15 protein-coding genes are annotated in these 17,837 nt (G+C 56.5%); 6 read left to right on the top strand and 9 right to left on the bottom strand.

Annotation, left to right across the window (positions count from 1 at the left end):
* Positions 1–108: 108 nt before the first annotated feature.
* Together ACI7RC_RS02755 and ACI7RC_RS02750 are read left to right on the top strand one after the other, a co-directional pair.
* Complete coding sequence (locus tag ACI7RC_RS02755) at positions 109–705, top strand: GNAT family N-acetyltransferase (protein WP_408106669.1); 597 nt, start codon at positions 109–111, stop codon at positions 703–705.
* Between the two features lie 84 nt (positions 706–789).
* Positions 790–2,547, top strand: coding sequence for a UbiD family decarboxylase (locus ACI7RC_RS02750; RefSeq protein WP_408106668.1), 1,758 nt, complete (start codon positions 790–792; stop codon positions 2,545–2,547).
* Positions 2,548–2,607: 60 nt separating this feature from the next.
* On the opposite strand, the gene ACI7RC_RS02745 is transcribed toward ACI7RC_RS02750, so the two are convergent.
* Together ACI7RC_RS02745 and ACI7RC_RS02740 are read right to left on the bottom strand one after the other, a co-directional pair.
* Positions 2,608–3,138 carry a C40 family peptidase gene (locus ACI7RC_RS02745; protein WP_408106667.1) on the bottom strand — a complete coding sequence of 177 codons (531 nt, stop codon included), beginning with the start codon at positions 3,136–3,138 and terminating at the stop codon, positions 2,608–2,610.
* Between the two features lie 178 nt (positions 3,139–3,316).
* Positions 3,317–4,480, bottom strand: a complete 1,164-nt coding sequence (locus ACI7RC_RS02740) for an amidase domain-containing protein (RefSeq protein ID WP_408106666.1) — start codon at positions 4,478–4,480, stop codon at positions 3,317–3,319.
* A 154-nt stretch (positions 4,481–4,634) separates the two neighbouring features.
* Between ACI7RC_RS02740 and ACI7RC_RS02735 the strand changes: the two genes are divergently transcribed.
* Positions 4,635–6,122 carry an NCS1 family nucleobase:cation symporter-1 gene (locus tag ACI7RC_RS02735; protein ID WP_408106665.1) on the top strand — a complete coding sequence of 496 codons (1,488 nt, stop codon included), beginning with the start codon at positions 4,635–4,637 and terminating at the stop codon, positions 6,120–6,122.
* 65 nt (positions 6,123–6,187) lie between these two features.
* Here the strand turns inward: ACI7RC_RS02735 and ACI7RC_RS02730 are convergent, their stop codons facing one another.
* The 5 genes from ACI7RC_RS02730 to ACI7RC_RS02710 all read right to left on the bottom strand — a co-directional run bounded on the left by ACI7RC_RS02730 (position 6,188) and on the right by ACI7RC_RS02710 (position 11,895).
* Positions 6,188–6,727 (bottom strand): hypothetical protein, encoded by a 540-nt coding sequence (locus tag ACI7RC_RS02730; protein ID WP_408106664.1) that lies wholly within the window; start codon positions 6,725–6,727, stop codon positions 6,188–6,190.
* 95 nt (positions 6,728–6,822) lie between these two features.
* The gene (locus tag ACI7RC_RS02725; protein ID WP_408106663.1) at positions 6,823–7,713 is read right to left on the bottom strand and encodes a nitrilase-related carbon-nitrogen hydrolase; all 891 of its coding nucleotides are present in this window, start codon (positions 7,711–7,713) and stop codon (positions 6,823–6,825) included.
* Positions 7,714–7,738: 25 nt separating this feature from the next.
* Complete coding sequence (gene hydA, locus ACI7RC_RS02720; RefSeq protein WP_408106662.1) at positions 7,739–9,124, bottom strand: dihydropyrimidinase; 1,386 nt, start codon at positions 9,122–9,124, stop codon at positions 7,739–7,741.
* A 107-nt stretch (positions 9,125–9,231) separates the two neighbouring features.
* Complete coding sequence (gene preA / locus ACI7RC_RS02715; protein WP_408106661.1) at positions 9,232–10,509, bottom strand: NAD-dependent dihydropyrimidine dehydrogenase subunit PreA; 1,278 nt, start codon at positions 10,507–10,509, stop codon at positions 9,232–9,234.
* A 36-nt stretch (positions 10,510–10,545) separates the two neighbouring features.
* On the bottom strand, positions 10,546–11,895 hold the full coding sequence (locus ACI7RC_RS02710; protein WP_408106727.1) for an NAD(P)-dependent oxidoreductase: 1,350 nt from the start codon (positions 11,893–11,895) through the stop codon (positions 10,546–10,548).
* 207 nt (positions 11,896–12,102) lie between these two features.
* On the opposite strand from ACI7RC_RS02710, the gene ACI7RC_RS02705 reads away from it, so the two are divergent.
* Both ACI7RC_RS02705 and ACI7RC_RS02700 read left to right on the top strand, forming a co-directional pair.
* Complete coding sequence (locus tag ACI7RC_RS02705; RefSeq protein WP_408106660.1) at positions 12,103–12,660, top strand: hypothetical protein; 558 nt, start codon at positions 12,103–12,105, stop codon at positions 12,658–12,660.
* Positions 12,642–13,052 carry a hypothetical protein gene (locus ACI7RC_RS02700; protein ID WP_408106659.1) on the top strand — a complete coding sequence of 137 codons (411 nt, stop codon included), beginning with the start codon at positions 12,642–12,644 and terminating at the stop codon, positions 13,050–13,052. The genes ACI7RC_RS02705 and ACI7RC_RS02700 overlap by 19 nt, the downstream gene beginning before the upstream one ends.
* A gap of 66 nt (positions 13,053–13,118) precedes the next feature.
* Here ACI7RC_RS02700 and ACI7RC_RS02695 read toward each other — a convergent pair whose 3' ends face one another.
* The gene (locus ACI7RC_RS02695; protein ID WP_408106658.1) at positions 13,119–14,483 is read right to left on the bottom strand and encodes an aspartate aminotransferase family protein; all 1,365 of its coding nucleotides are present in this window, start codon (positions 14,481–14,483) and stop codon (positions 13,119–13,121) included.
* 43 nt (positions 14,484–14,526) lie between these two features.
* A complete protein-coding gene (locus ACI7RC_RS02690; RefSeq protein ID WP_408106657.1) occupies positions 14,527–16,023 on the bottom strand; it encodes a CoA-acylating methylmalonate-semialdehyde dehydrogenase in 1,497 nt (498 codons plus the stop codon).
* Positions 16,024–16,162: 139 nt separating this feature from the next.
* On the opposite strand from ACI7RC_RS02690, the gene ACI7RC_RS02685 reads away from it, so the two are divergent.
* Positions 16,163–17,803 (top strand): PucR family transcriptional regulator, encoded by a 1,641-nt coding sequence (locus tag ACI7RC_RS02685; protein WP_408106656.1) that lies wholly within the window; start codon positions 16,163–16,165, stop codon positions 17,801–17,803.
* The last annotated feature ends 34 nt before the right edge of the window (positions 17,804–17,837 follow it).

Here is a 17,837-nt window from a genome sequence, read left to right as displayed (position 1 = left end):
GCTGCACTTCGTCTATTCTAACTCATGAAACGGACAGATGAACAGTTGTTCACGGAATCGCTACATTTCTATTTTTTTGCGATCAAACGATTAAGGAGAAATGATGCCATGCTGCAAATTGCCCCGGTTACCTTGAGCGGCGACACCGTTCGCCTCGAACCACTGACACATTCGTTTGCTGACGGCCTGCACGAGGCAGGCCGGGATGAGCGTATCTGGACGTACATGTCCACAGTCATCCGCACGCGTGAGGATGCCGTTCGGTTTATCGATACAGCCCTGGAGGCCCAGGCGGCCGGTACTGAGCTGCCCTTCGCGATCATCGAGCAGTCAACGGGCAGAGTCATCGGCAGCACGCGGTTTCTCAACATTTCCAAAAAAGACCGCGGCCTGGAGATCGGTTGGACCTGGCTGACCCCCGACGTCTGGAAAAGCCGTGTCAACACGGAATGCAAGTGGCTGCTGCTCGGGCACTGTTTTGAGCAGCTCGGCTGTATCCGGGTGCAGCTGAAAACCGACCTGCGCAACCTCAACTCCCAGCGGGCGATTGCACGCATCGGCGGGGTGCGCGAGGGTGTATTGCGCAGCCATATGGTAGTCCGGGACGGCTATATCCGTGACACCGTCATGTTCAGCATTCTCGATCGGGAATGGCCCGAAGTGGATCAGAAGCTGCGGAAGATCCTCGGTCAACCGAAGCGCTGAGCCAAATAGGGGGCTAGTCCCGGGGCGGTTATTCGTGTAGAGTTAGAGGGGAATGTCTATCGCTTTCAATGAGGTGACTCTTACATGCATCGCAACATACGCTCTTTTCTCGAACAACTGAGACGAGAAGGTCAGCTTGTGGAGATTGACGCCCCTGTTGATCCGCATTTGGAACTGGCTGAGATACACCGCCGGGTCATCGAAGAACAGGGACCGGCGCTTTTGTTTACTAACGTGAAGGGAAAGTCGTTCCCTGTCGTCACCAACCTGTTTGGAACATCGGGCCGTGTCGATATGGCCTTTGGACCGAAACCGGAAAACACCGTCAAGCAATTGGTCGACGGTCTGGACAAGCTGATGCCGCCAAAGCTGGGTTCGCTCTGGAAAATGCGGCAGCCGCTGCTCAGCGTGATGGCGACGGGAACCCGGCGGGTGTCAGCCACTAAGGCCCCCGTGCTGGAAGTAAGCGGCGAGCCGGACATGACATCGCTGCCCGCGATCACCAGCTGGCACATGGACGGCGGACCCTTTGTCACCCTGCCGCTCGTCTACACCGAGCATCCGCAAACCAAGGAGCACAATCTGGGGATGTACCGCATCCAGATCTACGATCGGCAGACGACCGGCATGCATTGGCAGATCCACAAAGGAGGCGGCTTCCACTATCACGAGGCGGAACGGATGGGCCAGCCGCTGCCGGTCACCCTAACCATCGGCGGGCCGCCGGCCTTGATCATCTCTGCGATCGCACCGCTGCCCGAGATGGTGCCCGAGCTGATCTTCGCCTCACTGTTGACCGGCGAAAAATTGAATCTGGTCGACGTGCCCGATCATCCGCATGCGATCGCGGCCGAAGCCGAATTTGTCTTTGGCGGAATTGTACCTCCGCATCAGCGCCGCATGGAAGGACCGTTTGGCGACCATTTTGGCTATTATTCGCTGGAGCATGAATTTCCGGTCTTTCAAGTTAAGCACATGTGGCGGAGAAAAGACGCGATCTACCCGGCTACTGTCGTCGGGAAGCCGCGGCAGGAGGACTTTTTTATCGGAGAATACTTGCAGCGGCTGCTCTCGCCGCTGTTCCCCGTGGTCATGCCCGGCGTGAAAGCGCTGTGGACTTACGGGGAAACCGGCTTCCACGCGCTGGCCGGGGCCGTCGTTAGAGAGAGCTATTATAAAGAAGCGATGGCTCATGCTTTTCGCATCCTCGGGGAGGGCCAGCTTACCCTGACCAAGTTTTTGCTGGTGACAGATGTCCCCTGCGACCTGTCCGATTTTCGCCGCTTCCTGACGATCGTTTTGGAGCGGTTCCAGCCTGAACGCGATCTGTTGATCGTCAATGACACGTCAAGCGACACTCTGGATTACACCGGGCGCAAGTTTAATCACGGCAGCAAGGGCGTACTGCTTGGCATCGGCGATCCCGTCAGGGAACTGCCGCACGAATATCCGGGGGAGGGCATCCCGGAGATCGACCGGATCGTGCCGTTTTGTCCCGGCTGTCTCGTCCTGTCCGGCCCCAGCTTCGAGCAAAATCCTGACTTTGCTGCGCAGTTGGTCTCTTATGCCAACCAGCACCTGCAGAATTGGCCGCTCATCTGCCTGGTGGACGAAGCCGGGATCGCAGAGCGCGAGAGCAGCTTCCTCTGGACGGTGTTCACCCGCTTCGATCCGGCCCATGACCTGTATGCGGAAGCCAAAATCGTCCGCAACAAAATCCGCTATGAAGGCCCGTTGATCATCGACTCGCGCATGAAGCCTTTCTACCCTGATGAAGTGGAGACACGGCCTGATATCGCCGAATTGGTGACAAAACGCTGGTCGGAGTATTTTCCTAAATAAAGGAAAAACAGCCCGGGAGACAGATTCGCTCCTGGGCTGTTCCTCTTTACCTGCAAGAGTTTAGTTCGCCGTGATCATCCTTTTTGCGAACAGATAGTGTTCGTACCAGTACTCTCCATCTCTTGGGTCGTTGTGGATCGTGCTGATCGTAACGCCAATGCCGGGTTCGTACGTGTGCAGGATCTTGCCGTCACCGATGTAAATACCCACGTGGCGAACCTTGCTTAGACCTGTTTCATTCGGAAAATCTTCATCCGAGAAGAACATGACATCCCCTTTGCGGAGCTGATCAAACGGAACCCATTCTCCCTGAACGGCTTGTTCTCTGGCGTTCCACCCCAGGTCGATGCCGTATTGATCAAATAGAAACTGCACAAAGGATGAGCAGTCAAAGGTTTTATCTTGAAAGCGCTCTGCGCCGTATACATAGGGGGTACCCATGTAACTCTCGCCCAATTGGATGATGCTGTCTGCCGTCTGCTGCCATGCCGGTACAGCCGCGGCAGCTGACGCTTTTTCCACTGTCAGCGGAGAAGCCAGCAGCGACAGGGCCAGCAATACCCCGCCAATCACCGTCGTCTTCTTCTGCACAGGTAACCCTCCTTCCAATTATTTTGATAAAAAAAACACATCGCGCAAATCCGGGATGTGTCCACTTCTGTTATTTTACCAGGATCAGCCCCGCTATTCATTGCAAAAATGTTGCCAGTCCCGAGCCGCGTAAAAAACGGCACCTTGCCAGTGCCGTCCACAGCGTAAATGTCCTCTTCTAATCGTTCAGATGGATCAGCCAGAACTTGGTTGACTTGTCCCAGCCCAGATCCCAGGGGACGTGATAGCGGTCGCCCGTATGGGAATTGACCAGGACGTAGCCCTTTTCGTCCCGGGCCGTGACCACGGAAAAGTGATCGATGTCTCCGCCTAATTCATAGGCGATCAGATCTCCAGGCTGAAGCTTGGCCAGAGCCCCTTCCGGAAAACGGGATGTCGGTTTGGCTACCTCATCATACGACCCGCGGGCGATCAGACGAGCGTACCCGCTGTACAACAGGAAATTTTTAAACGCATCGGTTCGGACCCATGAGACGCTGCCCCCTTGTTTATAACGGTAGTACCAGCCTCCCCTCATCGGCAGTCCTCCGCCTTCTGCCTGATCGCCGATGACCTGTGACGCGTAATTGGTGCAATCGCCGCCTAAGTAGGTGTAATCGAGGTATTTTTTATTGTACCGGTTGTTGTTGCCCGCTCCCCATGCCGCCCCGGCGTACTTATCCGCATACTTGACAGCAGCCTTGCGGTTGTACTTCGGGCGCTTCGCTTTCTTTTGATTTGCGACCCACGCTTCGGGAAGAGCTCCCTCTATGGCCGACTCGTCTGTCTGTACCGATGCTGCCGGAATAAAACTGGAATCTTCATCCATCGGGTCCGTATACCATTCTCTTAGCACATGCCACTTGCCATTCTCCTGTTTTAAGGTGACGGCATGCCTGGTGCCAATCCCGAATGCCTGCGGCGCCAGCTCTTTTTCTTTATAGGCATACGTAATCTTCAGCGTTTGAATCAGCCCCGCTTTGGCGTAATTCCCCTCCGTCCGCAAGCGGACAACGCGAATTTTGCTTTCGGCGCCGATGATCTCGACACCCCGCTTGGCTGCCCAGGCCTTTAGGTACTGACCCCTGCGCAGTTCATGTTCCAAAGCGTACCTGCTGACTCTCTCCCGCGGCAAATACAGTTTAGTCAACACGTCTTTCGACTCTTTTACAAGGTTTTCTGTCCGCATGCGGAACAATCGCTCCAAAAATTGGGCAGGATCTTCCACATTTGCGGTATTGGCGGCGGCACTGCCGGCAAAGGCAAGCATCATACAGATAAAGGACAAGACAATACGTCTACAGGTCGTCACGACGTGATCACCCCGGAAGATATCATTCACCTTCGGAGTTTCCCCTATTGCCGGCGGAAACATTCACCCTGCTGTTCCCGATTTAAAAATGCTGGTATGAGATGTCCCTGGTCCCAATATACTGTAGCACTTAGGCGAGACAGGTCAGCTCGCCTGTCTTGCCCGAAAAAGGGGGGAATGTAATATGAAAGTGCAAAGGGAAGAGGGCGGCATCGTCACGCTGACAGAGGAGGGCTTGAAGCAGATTAAAGACAGCCCACTGTTCAATGAAGGCCTGCGCCCGACTTCCAAAGCAGAACACCACTGGACTGCCTACAACTTCGCCAGTTTGTGGATCGGGATGTGCATCTGTTTGCCGGCTTACTCGCTTGCCGCCGGTCTGATCGCCTTGGGGATGAACTGGGTGCAGGCTATCATCACGATTATTTTAGGAAATCTTATCGTTCTCATTCCCATTCTGCTCAATTCCCACGCCGGGACAAAATTTGGCATTCCCTATCCCGTCTTCGCTCGGCTCTGGTTTGGTTCCAAGGGCACCCATATTCCGTCTCTTGCCCGCGGCCTGATCGGGGCAGGCTGGTTTGGGATCAACTGTTGGTTTGGAGGAGCGGCAATTGACACCCTGCTCTCCTCGATGTCGGGCTGGGGCAGCATTCCCGGCCACTTGGCCATCGCCTTTCTTCTCTTCTGGGCACTCAACGTCTGGGTAGCCTACCGCGGTCCTGAAGCGATCCGGCGGATGGAGTTTTGGGCCGCTCCCACACTGATCGTAATGTCAATCGCGCTGTTGATCTGGGCCGTCACTTCCGCGGGTGGATGGGGACCGATGCTGTCGGCGCCGTCCAAACTTACCTCGACCGGAGAATTTTTGAAGATATTCTTCCCTTCCCTGACTGGAGCGATTGCCTTCTGGGCGACGATGGCCCTCAATATCCCCGATTTTTGCCGGTATGCCAAAAGCCAAAAGGCACAGATCGTCGGCCAATCGATTGCGCTTCCCACCACGATGGGTTTCTTCTCGTTTATCGGCATAGCTGTTACCTCGGCTACGGTGCTCATCTTCGGTGAGGCGATCTGGGATCCTGCAGCCGTACTGGCCAAATTTTCACCGCTCGCCATTTTCTTCGGCACGATCGGGATCGTCCTTGCTACTCTGACCACGAACGTCGCAGCCAATATCGTTGCGCCCGCCCGGGCCATCGAAAATCTGTGGCCGCGCAAAATGACGTTTGCCAATGGGGCGATCATCGCCGGAGTCGTCTCGCTGCTGTTTCAGCCCTGGTATATATTGGAAAACTTTGGAAATTACATCTTTGGCTGGCTGGGAACCTATGCCGCCCTGCTTGGGCCGATCGATGGAATCGCTATTGCCGATTACTGGCTGGTGCGCAAGCGGCGCATACATCTGATCGAGCTGTACCAGACAGACGGACGATACCATTACACCTCCGGCTTTAATCGGAAGGCCATCTGGGCGTTGATCGCAGGCATCCTCGTCCCCTTTGTCTGCAAACTGATCCCGGGAATGCAATTCGTCTGGGACAATGCCTGGACGGTCGGGCTGCTCGTCTCGGGATTGCTCTACACCTGGCTGATGCGGGATGACAGCAGCTGCCTCGGCATCGAGGAATACAGGAAAATCACGGCTGCAGGTATCGCCCGGAACGCCTGATTTCTTCCCAAAAACGAAACGATCCGGGGCTCTTGCCTCGGATCTTCTTTTGTTGATGGGGCCCGTCAAGATTTCGGCATTGCGTTCGCTGCACAGCCGAGGGCGAAAACGAGGGACAGAGAAATACCCGTGATTTGCCGGTCAGGATCGTAGCAAACGTAATAGGTCAACTCATTGCTCAATCGGTAGACGATCCCGTCATAGCCGCGCTCCATGAGAAAGCTGCGGATTTGTTCACCAGTCCAGTGCAGCCAGTCTGTTTCGCCCATGGACGCGGACAAGCTTTCAACCACTTTGGGAGAATGCTTCGAAAACAACGCTTCCCTGCGCAATTCGTTCTCACCGTACGCCCCGTCCAGGTACATCGGCCGGGTGAACCTGATCGACTGGCACAGCACTGCCGCCTGGTCAGCCGACACCTCCGCGTGGCAGTAAGCGTACTGGGCAGCTACCTCTGGGCTGCTGACCAGATAGACGCCTGGGCCAAATACGGCCTTTGCGGCAACGCCGGAACAAAAATCCCTCCGCTCCCCCCGCAGATACGATTGCCGTTCAACAACGACAGCTGCCTCTGTGTACTCTACCCCGCGATAGGCAGTCAACATCACTTGCATCCCCCCGTTTTTCATCCCGACGCCGTGACGGCGAACAAAGGCAGCCTCCCGATTCGAGGAAGCTGCCCGGTACAATCGGCTTATGACTATGGCAGCTGACGGGCCATGTCTTCGTACGTCTCAGGGCGGCGATCCCGGAAAAACTGCCACTGATCGCGCACTTCCTGAATCAGGCTTTTATCCATTTCCGCCACCAGCACCTCATCCCGGTCGCGGCTGGCGATCGCGACAAACCGCCCGCGCGGATCCACCAGGTAGGACTGCCCGTAAAACTCGCCCATATTCCAGGGCGCTTCCACTCCGACCCGGTTGATCGCAGCGACGTAATAACCGTTCGCCACGGCATGTGCAGGCTGCTCCAGTTTCCACAGGTATTCCGACAGGCCGGCCACCGTAGCGGATGGATTGAAGATGATCTCAGCGCCGTTCAAGCCGAGCAGGCGTGCTCCCTCGGGAAAATGGCGATCGTAGCAAATGTAGACACCCACCTTGGCGTATGCGGTATCGAATACCTTGTAGCCGAGATTGCCCGGCTTAAAGTAGTATTTCTCCCAAAACCCGCAGCCCTGACCCCCGGCAGCGACGTGCGGAATGTGGTGCTTGCGGTACTTGCCCAGGTACGAACCGTCGGCATCGATCACGGCGGCCGTGTTGTAATAGATGCCGACAGTCGCTTTCTCGTATACCGGCAGGATTAGCACGGTTCCCGTCTCTTTGGCAATCTGTTGAAACAACCGGATCGTCGGTCCATCCGGCACCTCTTCGGCCGACTCGTACCACTTGGTCGACTGCTCGGTGCAGAAGTAGGGTCCGTAGAAAATCTCCTGCAGGCAAATGATCTGGGCCCCTTTTTCTACCGCCTCATGTACCAGTCTGATGTGCTTTTCAATCGCCTTCTCTTTGTGAACGTGAACCGGTTCATCCCCGTGCACTTCATGCTTGGCCTGGATCAATCCGATTTTCACCTTGCTTGGCATTGCTGCTCCTCCTCCCTTTACGTATTTATGGGCGAGCAAAAGGCGAGCGTTTGAGGAACCGGCCTGCTCCCACCCGGCCGACAAACGCTTTGTCGCGGATGACGAAATCCCCCCGCGACAGCACCGTCATGACCTCCCCTTGGACCTCCATGCCTTCAAATGGGTTGTAATCGACATTCATGTGATGGGTCTCGGCAGAGATGGTCCGCCTAACACGCGGGTCGTAGATGACGATATCGGCGTCGGAGCCTACTGCGACCGTTCCTTTCTGGGGGAAAAGTCCGAACAATTTGGCCGATTTGGTCGCGATCACATCGACGAACTGGTTGAGGCTGATCCGGCCCTTGTGCACCCCTTCCGAGTAGATCAGGCTGAAGCGGTCCTCGACTACCGGCCCGCCGTTGGGGATTTTGGAGAAATCGCCTAATCCCAGCTCCTTCTGCCCCCTGTAGTTGAAGGAACACATATCAGAGCCGACGGTTTGCAGGATGCCGCTCTTCAGCGCGCTCCAGAGTACCTCTTGGTTCCACTTTTCCCGCAGCGGAGGCGACCAGACGTACTTGGCCCCTTCGAAGCCAGGCTGATCCATCACGCTGATGTCAAGCACAAGGTATTGCGGACAAGTCTCGCCGTACACATTCCAGCCCTTCTCCCTCGCCTCTGCGATGCGCTGGACCGCGGCGGCGCAGGTGACGTGTACCACGTAAAGCTGCGAATCAGCCAAAGCGGCAAGCGCGATCGCACGACCTGTCGCTTCTCCCTCCGCTTCGGCGGGACGAGTCAAGGCGTGATAATACGGCCCGGTATTGCCCTTGGCCAAGGCTTCCTTGGTCAGAAAGTCGATGACGTCGCCATTCTCCGCGTGAACCTGTACCAGTGCCCCCAGCTCCTTTGCGCGGATCAGCGTCTTGAACAAGGTCTCGTCATCAGCCTGAAAGACGTTTTTGTACGCCATAAACACTTTGAGCGATGAGATCCCCTCTTCTTCGACTACTTCCCGCAATTCTTCCAAGACCCGGTCGTTTGTCTCTGCCACCATCAAGTGAAATCCGTAGTCAATCACCGCCTTGCCGGCTGCTTTTTCGTGCCAGGTGGCGATCACTTCTTTCAGCGGCCGCCCTTTTTGAGTCAAGCAGAAATCGATCACTGTCGTCGTACCGCCGAATGCCGCTGCCCGCGTGCCCGTCTCGAAGTTATCTGCCGTAACGGTGCCGCCAAAGGGCATGTCGAAGTGTGTATGCGGGTCAACGCCTCCGGGAAAAACGTAGCAGCCCGCGGCATCGATCACCTCTGCTCCGGACGTGTCGAGCCGCTCTCCGATGGCGGCTACCTTCTCCCCCTGGATCAGCACATCCGCTTGGAAAGTATCAGCAGCAGTGACGACAATGCCGCCCTGTATCACTTTTTTCATGGGTCTATCCCCCTCTGTTTGTCCCAATATAGTGAGGCCGGGCTGGTTTGGCTGCCGAGAAACGCAAAGAGCCCTTCCTCGTACAACGTATGCGCCGGTTTCTTCGATCATGCCTCGCAGCTTCCGCCTGCCGCCAAAGCTGCCTGCCGCTGATTCCATGTGAGCGGCGGCTGGCCGGTGTCGATCTCCACCATCTCGATCGTCCCCTCGACGGGGCAGACGATCGCGCAGAGATTGCAGCCGACACAGTCGTCTTCGCGGACGACCAGCCGTTCCTTCCCGGTTGCATCGTCCCGGACGATGTCAATGCACTGGTGGGAAGTATCTTCACAGGCGATATGGCACTTGTTGCAGTGGATACACGTTTCCTCGTGGATGCGGGCGACGATTTTGTAGTTGAGGTTGAGGTTGCCCCAATCCCGGTACGTTGAGACTGACTTGCCGACGATGTCCATTGCGGAGGCGATCCCTTTTTCATCGAGGTAATTGTTCAATCCATCTATCATGTCTTCGACGATCCGGAACCCGTGGTGCATCGCTGCTGTGCATACCTGGACGCAGGCTGAGCCCATCAGCATAAATTCGACCGCGTCGCGCCAAGTGCCAATCCCGCCAATCCCGGAAATGGGGATTCCCACAAGCGGGTCGCGGGCACACTCGGCCACCATGTTAAGGGCGATCGGCTTGACGGCCGGACCACAGTAGCCGCCGTGCGCTCCCTTGCCATCAACGTGCGGTATGGGCAGCCAGGAATCCAGATCGACACCCATCAGGCTGTTGATCGTATTGATCATGCTGACCGCATCTGCCCCTCCGAGGCTTGCCGCTCGGGCGGTGTGGCGAATGTCGGTGATGTTGGGCGTCAATTTGACGATCACCGGGGTTTGCGCCACCTCCTTCACCCATTCCGTCTGCTGCCTGACCAGGTCAGGGTGCTGTCCCACCGCTGAGCCCATGCCCCGCTCCGCCATGCCGTGCGGACAGCCGAAATTAAGCTCCAAACCGTCCACGCCTACCGCTTCCACCGCCTTGACCAACTCGTGCCACCTGTCCCGGTTGGGCTCCATCATCAACGAGGCGATCAAAGTGTGTTTAGGGTATTTCTTTTTGGTCTCGGCGATCTCTTTCAGGTTGTCTTCCAACGGACGGTCTGTAATCAATTCAATATTGTTGAAACCGAGGACCCGCTGTCCGCCGTAGTGAAGGGCGGCAAAGCGCGAGGTGACGTTGACGATCGGATCGCCCAATGTCTTCCAGACGGCTCCGCCCCAGCCCGCTTCAAACGCCCGCTGCACCTGATAGCCGGAATTCGTCGGCGGGGCGGACGCCAGCCAAAACGGATTGGGCGATTCGATGCCGGCGATATTGATCCGCAAATCTGCCATGGGAACTCCTCCTTTTCGTTTTTTGCTCCATGATGGTCATACCGTTGAAACAAGTCCCTGCAGAGACTCGTGGATGGCGTAAGCCGCCCGCTTTCCTTGCTGGGCAGCGTCGACAACCATCGCATCCGTTTTCCCCCCGCCGAAGATGATGTCGCCGGCGGCGAAGATGTTCTCCCGCGAGGTTAGGAAGGTGCTGGGATCGACTTTGACTACTCCGCCCTGATGCTCCAGGCCAAAGGACTCGATTAGCGGCAAGTGCCGCTCTTGACCGATAGCCTTGATGACGAAGTCGGCCTCCAGCGTGAACTCACTGTCGTCGATCGGCTGCGGTTTGCGCCTTCCCCGCTCGTCCGGATCTCCCAGCTTCATCCGCTGCAGTTCGAGGCCGGTCACTCTCCCGTCCTGGCCGAGAATCCGTTTGGGGGCCACCAGCCAACGGAATTCCACACCGTCCTGTTTGGCGAATTCATACTCAAAATCGTACGCTGTCATTTCTTTTTCCGTCCGGCGGTAGAGCATTTGCACCTGCTCGGCACCCAGCCGCTTGGCACAGGTCGCCGCGTCTATGGCCGTATTGCCGGCGCCGATCACCGCCACCTTTTTGCCGATGAATTCCCCGGTCAGCGGCTTGGTTTTCGTCGCTTCGATCAGCGGCAGGGCATCGTATACACCGGCCAGTTCTTCGCCTTCGATGCCAAGCCGGGGAACAGAAGCCATTCCGACTGCCAGCAGCACGGCATCGTAACTGTCGGAAAGCTCTTGTGGGGAGATGTCCTCTCCAACCCGCACGCCGTACTTGAACTGGACGCCAAGCGCCTCCACCTGCTCGGTCTCCCAGAGAGCGATCTCCTGCGGCAGTCGAAAAGAGACGATCCCGTAAGTATTAAGCCCCCCTGCCTTCTGTCTTGCTTCGTAGACGGTCACGCTGTACCCCAACCGGGCCAATTCCCGCGCTGCCGAAAGTCCGGCCGGTCCTCCCCCGACGATCGCGACGCTCTTGCCGTTGTTCTCCCCCGGGGAAAACAAGACCCGCTTGTTTCGGATTGCCCAATCTGTCGCGTGCCGCTGCAAGAGTCCGATCAGAATCGGCTGAGAGGCGCCATTCAAGACGCATGCCCCCTCACACAGCTCTGATGTGGGACATACCCGGGCGCAGCTTGCACCCACCGGATTGGCTTCCATGATCGTCTTTGCCGAACCCAGCAGATTACCGGTTGCGATTCGCTTGATGAACATAGGAATATCGATACCCGTGGGACATGCTTTCACACACGGAGCATCGTAGCAGAAGAGACATCTGTTCGCTTCGTCGATCGCCTCCTTCGGTTTAAGCGCCGCGGTGACTTCCGAAAAATTCTTCTCTAAATCCGAAACCGAAACAGACATTTCGCGGTCAGGGTTCATTGCGATCCTCCTTTTGGCGTATTGGCAAAGCCATTTACTATTAAAAGATGTCAAGATCCGCGCTTTTATGAATTTTTCGTTTCACAATCTCGTAGCTGCGAACGGTATCAATCCTTTTTTCTGCTCATGAATGATGCCGGGGATTCATATCTTGTTAACAAAAACCATGTGATGAAGAGGGACCCATACATGTGTGAGCTGGATAAAATCACGGAAAATATTGAGCGGCTAAAAGAAAAAATCGCCGCCGAGACGAGACAGTTGGCGGCGTTGGAACAATCCCTTACGGCCTACCTGGCTGAGAGGGAGAAGCGCTCCCAGTACCTATCCTCGCGGGAGCTGCAAGAATTGATTACGATCCACAGCGGCAAGCGGCTGAGCATGACGACGATCAAGCGCTGGGCGGACCTGGGGCATTTGGGAAAAGTGCTGGACGAACGCGAACAGTTTCCCCTTTTGACGCGCAAACAGGGGAGGAAGCGAAGTCTCTATCACAAGTCTTCCGTATATCCCTTTCTCTGGGATAAAAACCTGCTGCGGCCAAAATACGATGTATTGGATGTCGTCGGCATCCGCATGAATGGCTCGGACGGTCAAGCTGACCGTGCCGTCGTGCTCTCTTCGCGGCTTTACGGGCAGCACATCCTCTACCAACTGCAGGCTGAAGCGTCTATGGAACTTTGGCAGGACGTGCCGGAAGAACATCTATTCGCGCTGGAGGAAGAGGTATGTCACACGTCTCGCTGACCCTGCCAAACACGACGGAGCATCAGGCGTTTTGCCGGGCCATTCGCGACTGCCACAGAGAAAGGGAGCAGCCGCTTGTGATCCGCTTTAGCGAGCGTGCCGCCCAGATCGTGTTGGAAGGGCCGGTCATCCTGCTCCCGATGCATCAGTCCTTGCCAAAGGGGGCCAAAATCGTCGGGACTGTCAAGCAGATGGACAGCCGCTATGAAATTCATCCCCAGGAAAAGGGAAAGACGATTAATTTGCACCTCGACTCGGAGCTGGTTGCCGAATTGGAACAAATCCGCAGACACGTCGCCAGCAAGACCCAGCATGAGGTCATCCTGGAGATGTTCGTCCGCGGCCTGCGTTCCTTTCAACAGGAGCACCCGGAAGAGGGGAAGAAGCCCTAAAGACAGGCAAAAACGGGTTGAGAACACGTATGTGCTCTCAACCCGTTTTTGTCTGCGATAACACTGTCAATCCGACAGCGTATCCAAAGCTTCTTTCAGCATGTTGACGATAAAATCGACCTCCTCCGCAGTCGTGGAGAACGGCGGACTCAGGGTCAAAATATTGTTGAAGCCAGGTACGGTTTCTCCGTTCCGGCCGATGATCAGCCCGCGCTTTTTGCACTCGCCGATTACCTTGGTCAATTTGTCCGGAGCAGCCGGTTCTTTTGTCTGGCGATTTTCCACCAGCTCAATTCCGGCCATAAAGCCAAAGCTGCGGATGTCCCCGACGTTGGGGTGGTCTTCGATAATCGAGAGTTTCTGGCGAAGCAGGACGCCCAGTTCCGCTGACCGCTCGATAAGACCTTCTTTTTCCATAATATCCATATTCTTCAGAGCGAGTGCACAGGCCGCCGGGCTGCCGCCAAACGTATTGACGTGACGGAAGTGCTGATTGCCGCCTGGTTCGTTGAACAGATCGGCAATCTCGGCACGGACGGCAGTCGCCGACAGCGGGAGATAGGCACTGGTAATCCCTTTTGCCATCGTGACAATATCCGGCTTGACGCCGAAGTTCTGATGTCCAAACTTGCGGCCGGAACGGCCAAATCCGCAAATGACTTCGTCTATGATCAGCAGGACGCCGTACTTGTCGCAGATTTCCCGCACTTTGGGCAGGTACTCGGGCGGCGGAACGATCACGCCTCCGCCCGTGATCGTCGGTTCCATGATCACGGCTGCGACAGATTCCGCTCCTTCCCAATTGATCACTTCGTCAAACACCTGCGCGCATTCCAGGTTGCAGCTTCCGTACGTCTTGCCGAACGGACAGCGGTAGCAATACGGCGGTGAGACGTGCAGAAAGCCGGGAGCGAGCGGCTCATACTGCTGTTTGCGGATGGACTGTCCCGTCGCCGCCAGCGACCCCATCGTATTGCCGTGGTACGCGCGATGGCGGGAGATGAACTTGTAGCGTCGCGGCTGTCCCTTGTGCTGATGGTACTGGCGGGCGATTTTAAAAGCCGTCTCATTCGCTTCCGAGCCGCTGTTGGAAAAGAAGACGCGGTATTCTTCGCCCAGCCATTCACTTACCTTTTCAGACAGTTCAATCGCCGGAACGTGGCTGTTGGACAGCGGGAAATAGGCCAAGGACTTTAACTGCTCGTACGCCGCATCCGCCAACTCCTGTCGGCCGTAGCCGATATTTACGCACCACAGTCCGGCCATCCCGTCCAGATAGCGGTTTCCATCGATATCAGTTACCCACGACCCCTTTGCCTCAGTCGCGATCATCGGGTTGGGATTGTAGGGAGACATGTGATGCCACATGTGAGCCCGGTCTTTGTCCAGCAGCTCCTGTTTTTCTTGCGAAACGGTTTGCTCTTTTTGCATAGTGCCCGTCCTCCTCACCTGTGATAAAATTGTGGGAATCCTGTTACTTTACAAACACTTTTTGCGAACCGATATTCGTCTCGCCGTCTTCGAACCAGCGGGATGTAACTGTCTTTTTCTTGGTGTAAAATTCGACGCCGTCCTTGCCGTTGGCATGCAGATCGCCGTAGAAGGACTGTTTCCAGCCGGAGAACGGGAAGAAGGACATCGGTGCAGGCACGCCTACGTTTACGCCGACCATTCCCGCCTCTACGCGCTGGACGAATTCGCGCCCCAGGCGGCCGCTGTTCGTGTAGATGCAGGCACCGTTGCCGTAGCGGGACTTGCTGATCGTCTCAAGTCCGTCTTCAAAGTCTTTTACCCGTACGATGCTAAGGACTGGAGCGAAGATCTCGTCGCGGACGATTACCATTTCGGCCGTAGCTTTATCCAGCAGGGTTGGTCCGAGGAAGTAGCCTTTGTCATGGGACGCTGCGTCTTTGCGTCCGTCGCGGACGAGCTGGGCCCCCTCCTCTGTCCCGCGCTCAATGTAGCTGTGGACCCTCTCCAGGTGATTCGCCCGGATAACCGGTCCCAGATCGACGCCATTCTCCAAGCCATTGCCCATGATCAACGCGTCGGATTCCTCGATCAGGCACTGCACCAGCTCGTCGGCGATGCTCTCTACAGCGACCACCACACTGGCAGCCATGCAGCGCTCGCCAGCACAGCCGAATGCCGCGCTGGCAATCGTTTTGGCCGCCCGCCGCAGGTCCGTATCCGGCATGACCAAATGGTGGTTTTTGGCGCCTGCCAGCGCCTGAACGCGCTTGCCGTTGGCCGCAGAGGTTTTGTACACGTACTCGGCCACAGGCTGGGAACCGACGAACGAAATCGCTTTCACGTCAGGGTGCTCCATCAGGCCATTGACGACGTCGTGTCCGCCGTTGACGATGTTGAACACACCGTCGGGAAGCCCTGCCTCCTTCAACAGCTCGGCGACGCGGGCAGATGAGTTGGGAGTCCGTTCGGAAGGCTTCAGGACAAAGGTATTGCCGGCCGTAATGGCAATCGGGAACATCCACATCGGAACCATCAGCGGGAAGTTGAACGGCGTGATTCCTCCCACGACGCCAAGCGGGAAGCGAATCGTCTGGCTGTCGATGCTGCGGGCGATGTTGGGCAGGGTATCCCCCATCAAGAGCGTAGGCATTCCGGCTGCAAACTCTACCATCTCGATGCCGCGAAGCAATTCCCCGTGGGCTTCCGGCAGGTTTTTGCCGTTTTCCTGGGTAATCATTCGGGCAAGCTCGTCAGCGTGCTGCCACAGCAGCTGCTGAAACTTGAACATGATGCGGGCGCGGTCGACCACGGGCGTGTCGCTCCAGGCGGGAAATGCCTTTTTGGCAGCCTCAACCGCGGCGTCAACATCTGCTCTCGTGGAGACCGGCACTTGTGACAAAACCTCTCCGGTCGCCGGGTTGGGCACATCTTCATAGCGATCCGTCTGAGGCGCGGCCCATTCGCCGTTGATGTAGTTGGCCAGTTTCTTTGTCGTCATCGAATCGTCAACTCCTTTTGCAAACATCTGTCTTTCGCCTTATTTTATCAGAAAATTTTTTCACATATCATGAGACATCTTGTCACCTTTTTACGGCCATTTATTTAACAAGGTGTAAATTTGGATGGAGGTGGAGCCCATGCAAACCGAGTGGAGATTAACCGTTGCCGATGTACTCAGGCGCCCTTTGTTCAAACACGCCGCCGTCATTGCCGGCAGCCGCGGGTTAGCCCGGTCGATCAGATGGGTGCATATCCTGGAGGCGGCTACAAACGCAGCCTTCCTCAATGGCGGAGAGTTGGTTCTCTCGACCGGAGTGGGCTTTGGCGAGGATGACGGGAAGCGGCTCGCTTTTATGCAGGGACTGATTGAGCGAGGAGCGGCCGGTCTATGTGTGGAATTGGGACCTTACATCCCGGAGATCCCGGAGTCGATGCGGGAATTGTCCGAGCACCACCAATTTCCCTTGATCGCCTTTCGCAAGCCTGTCCGCTTCGTCGATATTACGCTGGATCTGCACGAGAGCATCGTGACCCGGCAAACAGAGGCGCTGCGTCATTTGGAAGCTTACTCGCGTGAACTTCAGCAGCTGACCCTGCAAACGACCGGTCTGCCTCGGCTGTTGGCTCACTTCCAAGCGGCTGTCCAAACCCAGGTATTCCTGATTCGGCAGGAGCGCTCACCGCTGTTCGTTCCGGCGATGGCCCATTCTGTACAAGATGAATTGGCGGTGCTTTTCGAGAAGTCGCAGCAGGCAGGAGAGCTGTCCGGGCAGGCCAGCGGAATCTTGTCCTTATCGGAGCAAAAGCGAATTCTCTACCAGCCCATCAATGCCATGGGCCACGTACTAGCCTACCTCGGGGTCATCCTCTACGAACAAGAGCCAAATGAAATCCTGCTGCTTACACTGGATCGCACAGCTACAGCGGTCGCCCAGCTCTTGCTGAGGAGCATGTTCGCCGAGGAGCAGGCCCGTGACAGTCAAAATCGCTTGCTTGACGATATCCTGCAAGGCCGAATGCGCCACGAACGGCAGCTTCAGACACTGCTCGGAATTCAGCCTCAAGCAGTCCCGCCCGGCTATTTTGCCGTCGTGATGGAGATTCAGGCAGAGACGCCTCAGTTTAATGAAGAGGATGGCTCGTACTACGATCTGCTCAGCATCTTCCGCTCGATTGTTACCCGCTGCGGGTTCCGCCTGTATCAACGCGCAAAGGGCGAGCGGTTGTACATGCTGTTCGTCGAGACCATGGCGCTTGCTAGACCGCGCAATCAGCTGCAGAAAGCCGTAAACGAGCTGACCCGGACCTGCCGCAGCGCACTGGGCAAGGCCGCCTGCGTCCAATTCGGGATCAGCAGGCGATCCGTGAAGTACATGGAAGCAGACAGCCACTTTCGCGAAGCGGAACAAGTGCTTGCGCTGCAGACACAAACCGCCTCTTCCAGCCCGTTTTACGATGACCTCGGCGTCTACCGGCTGCTGCTGCAAATCACAGACGCACATACCATCGACGCGTTTATCTCCGACTACCTCGGACCGCTGCTTCAGTACGACGAACGCCACGGCAGCCAATTGGTGCTCACCCTTCGCACCCTGCTTGACCATAACGGGTCCAAACAAGAGACTGCCGACCAGCTGTACATCAGGCGGCAGACCTTGTACAACCGTCTCGACAAGATCGCCGAGCTGATCGGAGATACGTACCTCGCCCCAGAGCATCGGCTCAGCCTGGAGTTGGCTCTCAGAGCCTACGCTTGGCAGCAGCGAATCCAAGACTAAGCGCTGTGCAAAAAAAGATCCGCCCATCCTCATT

The organism is Brevibacillus sp. B_LB10_24 (genome assembly GCF_046036945.1).
GTDB lineage: Bacteria > Bacillota > Bacilli > Brevibacillales > Brevibacillaceae > Brevibacillus_C.
The sequence above is the reverse complement of the archived record's forward strand: the minus strand, read 5'-3'. Positions and strand labels throughout refer to the sequence as shown.

Excerpts from the sequence above, each read along its gene's own strand:
- ACI7RC_RS02695 (WP_408106658.1), bottom strand. The coding sequence starts at position 14,483 with ATGCAAAAAGAGCAAACCGTTTCGCAAGAAAAACAGGAGCTGCTGGAC.
- ACI7RC_RS02750 (WP_408106668.1), top strand. The coding sequence starts at position 790 with ATGCATCGCAACATACGCTCTTTTCTCGAACAACTGAGACGAGAAGGT.
- ACI7RC_RS02705 (WP_408106660.1), top strand. The coding sequence starts at position 12,103 with ATGTGTGAGCTGGATAAAATCACGGAAAATATTGAGCGGCTAAAAGAA.
- ACI7RC_RS02755 (WP_408106669.1), top strand. The coding sequence starts at position 109 with ATGCTGCAAATTGCCCCGGTTACCTTGAGCGGCGACACCGTTCGCCTC.
- hydA (WP_408106662.1), bottom strand. The coding sequence starts at position 9,124 with ATGAAAAAAGTGATACAGGGCGGCATTGTCGTCACTGCTGCTGATACT.
- preA (WP_408106661.1), bottom strand. The coding sequence starts at position 10,509 with ATGGCAGATTTGCGGATCAATATCGCCGGCATCGAATCGCCCAATCCG.
- ACI7RC_RS02710 (WP_408106727.1), bottom strand. The coding sequence starts at position 11,895 with ATGTCTGTTTCGGTTTCGGATTTAGAGAAGAATTTTTCGGAAGTCACC.
- ACI7RC_RS02690 (WP_408106657.1), bottom strand. The coding sequence starts at position 16,023 with ATGACGACAAAGAAACTGGCCAACTACATCAACGGCGAATGGGCCGCG.
- ACI7RC_RS02735 (WP_408106665.1), top strand. The coding sequence starts at position 4,635 with ATGAAAGTGCAAAGGGAAGAGGGCGGCATCGTCACGCTGACAGAGGAG.
- ACI7RC_RS02700 (WP_408106659.1), top strand. The coding sequence starts at position 12,642 with ATGTCACACGTCTCGCTGACCCTGCCAAACACGACGGAGCATCAGGCG.
- ACI7RC_RS02730 (WP_408106664.1), bottom strand. The coding sequence starts at position 6,727 with ATGTTGACTGCCTATCGCGGGGTAGAGTACACAGAGGCAGCTGTCGTT.
- ACI7RC_RS02685 (WP_408106656.1), top strand. The coding sequence starts at position 16,163 with ATGCAAACCGAGTGGAGATTAACCGTTGCCGATGTACTCAGGCGCCCT.
- ACI7RC_RS02725 (WP_408106663.1), bottom strand. The coding sequence starts at position 7,713 with ATGCCAAGCAAGGTGAAAATCGGATTGATCCAGGCCAAGCATGAAGTG.